4 protein-coding genes are annotated in these 2,520 nt (G+C 28.5%); 1 reads left to right on the forward strand and 3 read right to left on the reverse strand.

What is annotated here, in order from left to right:
- Positions 1-731: MFS transporter (locus tag Q0V08_RS11465; RefSeq protein WP_297434847.1), on the forward strand; the 731-nt coding region annotated here is incomplete at its 5' end.
- Between the two features lie 45 nt (positions 732-776).
- Here Q0V08_RS11465 and Q0V08_RS11470 read toward each other — a convergent pair.
- The 3 genes from Q0V08_RS11470 to Q0V08_RS11480 form a co-directional block, all read right to left on the reverse strand.
- Entirely contained in the window at positions 777-1,412 is a 636-nt protein-coding gene (locus Q0V08_RS11470) for a hypothetical protein (RefSeq protein WP_297434848.1), read from the reverse strand.
- A 76-nt stretch (positions 1,413-1,488) separates the two neighbouring features.
- Positions 1,489-1,683, reverse strand: a complete 195-nt coding sequence (locus Q0V08_RS11475) for a hypothetical protein (protein ID WP_297434849.1) — start codon at positions 1,681-1,683, stop codon at positions 1,489-1,491.
- A gap of 81 nt (positions 1,684-1,764) precedes the next feature.
- Positions 1,765-2,520 (reverse strand): sodium/glutamate symporter (locus tag Q0V08_RS11480; protein WP_297434850.1); only part of this gene is annotated, 756 nt, incomplete at its 5' end.

Here is a 2,520-nt window from a genome sequence, read left to right on the forward strand (position 1 = left end):
CATTAATACTACTTTATTTTCACGAAATTCCTAATTTTAAAGAAAGTCAAATAAGCTTTTCAGTAAAAAAACCACTAAAAGATAGCAATTTTTTTAATTTTTTAATGTTCATTGCAATGTGGAATTTTTCTATAGAGTTTACAAAACCATATTTTTATTATTTTGCTGTTGTTGATTTAAATGCATCATATAGTATATTAGGGTTATCTAGTTCTTTAACCGCTATACTATCTATCATCGCATTTTTTATATACGGAAAATTAGTTGAGCGAATTGGATATAAAAAACTTTTATCTTTTGGAATTGCTGTTTCTAGCTATGTAGTTATATTTTATTTTTTAATGACTAAGGAAACTGTAAATAGTTTAATTATGCTAGATGCTATTGGAACTGCTGTCGGGTGGTCAGCTATAAACCTTTCTTTATTTAGTTTACTTTTAGAACTGTCCTCTCCAGATAGAGATTCTTATACCGCTGCTTACTCTTTATCTGTAGGTGTTATGGGATTAACTGGTGCTTTTTTAGGTGGTCATTTGGCTAATTTTTTACAAGGTAGAACTATATTAATTTTTGGTGATTCATATGCTGGATTAAAACTTATGTTTTTTATAAGTTTATTTTTAAGATTTTATTGTATGCTTCTTCTTACAAAAGTTAGAGCTTATCAAAAAAATCTCTATTATCCAGGATTATATCCTTCTATTGTTTACCTACTTAGAAATAGAAGATAAGAAAAGCTCCCATCAGATTATAATAATCTGTTAGGAGCTTTTTTATTATTTATTATTTTTTAAACAAAACTCTTCAAAATGAGGAAGCGTTAAACACCAATCACAGAAATTTCCCCAATCTTCTTTTAGTTTATGATATCTTCTTTGAAGATATATTGTTTTCAATTGTAAATATGATGTTGTAACTCTCATTGTTTGCTCTAATCCCATTGGACAATTTGATATTATTTTCATATAAATTTCATATTTTGTATAAATTTTTCCATCTACTTCTATCTCTTTTTGCTCTTTTTCAAAAGAGTTAAAAATTTCAATCCATCTATTTAAGTTTTCAATAACTACATCATCCACATATTCATTACAAGATTTTTTTAAATCCATTTTTGTTAATCTATGCATTTTTGATGTTGATGATACTATGTCAGCAAAATGGTATCTTTGAAATTGTGGTGTCCAGTAGTTTGGATATGTTATATCAAACTGAACAATTATACCTTTTAGAAAATTATCATGTCCTGTTCCTGTAGGTACATTCCCTAATTTACCTGCTCTTTTAAAATCTTTTTCATCTAAATTTGGAGTTTCATCCCACTCCTCTATTGATTCGGCTATCATTGGATATCCGCTAGCTATTAAACTTTCTTCTAGTCCATATACTCTATCATTAAATATTTTAAGCACGACATACCTCCATAAAACTTTTTATAAATTATATCATACTTTTTTTTTTAATGCATTTAAAATATACAAACTTATTTTAAACATCTTTTATGTTTAACCACTCTATATGGTCATTTTTTCTTTTAATCTCTTCAATAGCTTTGTCTCTAGCTTCACTCTCTTTTATCTCTTCATCAATTTTTTTTAATTCTGCTAATAATTTATGAAGCTCTTCAGTTTTTTCAACTTTTAACTTTTCCTCTACCTTTGATATTGTTTGCTTTAATTTCATAAAATCCACCTCCTAATTTCTATTATGTTTCTTCTTAAATTTTTTTAAATTCCTTTAATTTTTAGAAGGTGTTTTTAATTATTAGTGTAAAATATTCATAAATAAAGTTATTATTCCTGCATTAAAGAAATCTATAAATAATCCTCCTACAATTGGAATAACGAAGAAAGCTTTTGGTGATGGGAAATATTTTGCTGTTAAAGCTTCCATATTTGCTAATGCCTTTGGTGTTGTTCCAAAACCACATCCACAGTGACCACTTGTCATAACAACAGCATCATAGTCTTTTCCTGTTAATCTAAAAGTAATAAAGTATGCAAATACTCCTATCAATACTGTTTGTGCAACTAGCATTATTACTAAAGGTAATGCTAATCCTTGTAACTCCCATAATTTAAAGCTCATTAAAGTCATTGAAAGGAATATTGTTAATGTAAATCCTCCGATGATATTTATGATATCTAAATGTACTTCGTATGCTCCAGTAAAATCTGAAATATTTCTTATTAAAGCTGCTGCAAACATTGCTCCTATATACGATGGTAGCACTATTCCTGCTTTTGATAAATAGTTAGATATTAAACTTCCTATTCCCATTGCCATTATTATTTGGAAAGAGGCTGTTGAAACATGTTTTGGATCCAATGGTGTCTTTTTCTCTTCATCTGAATCATACATTCCAACTCCATCTCTTTTTTCTAAAAGATTGTGCTTTTTTATAAGTCTATTTGCTAAAGGTCCTGATATTAAGCTTCCAACTATTAAAGCATACGTTGCGGTAGCCATAGCAACTACTGTTGCTCCCTCTGCAGCAACAGTAGTTGCTATGGCTACCGC

It is taken from the genome of uncultured Cetobacterium sp. (genome assembly GCF_947038635.1).
GTDB lineage: Bacteria > Fusobacteriota > Fusobacteriia > Fusobacteriales > Fusobacteriaceae > Cetobacterium_A.

Bases quoted from the DNA above. Each gene is read 5' to 3' on its own strand.
- Q0V08_RS11475 (WP_297434849.1), bottom strand. From the start codon at position 1,683: ATGAAATTAAAGCAAACAATATCAAAGGTAGAGGAAAAGTTAAAAGTT.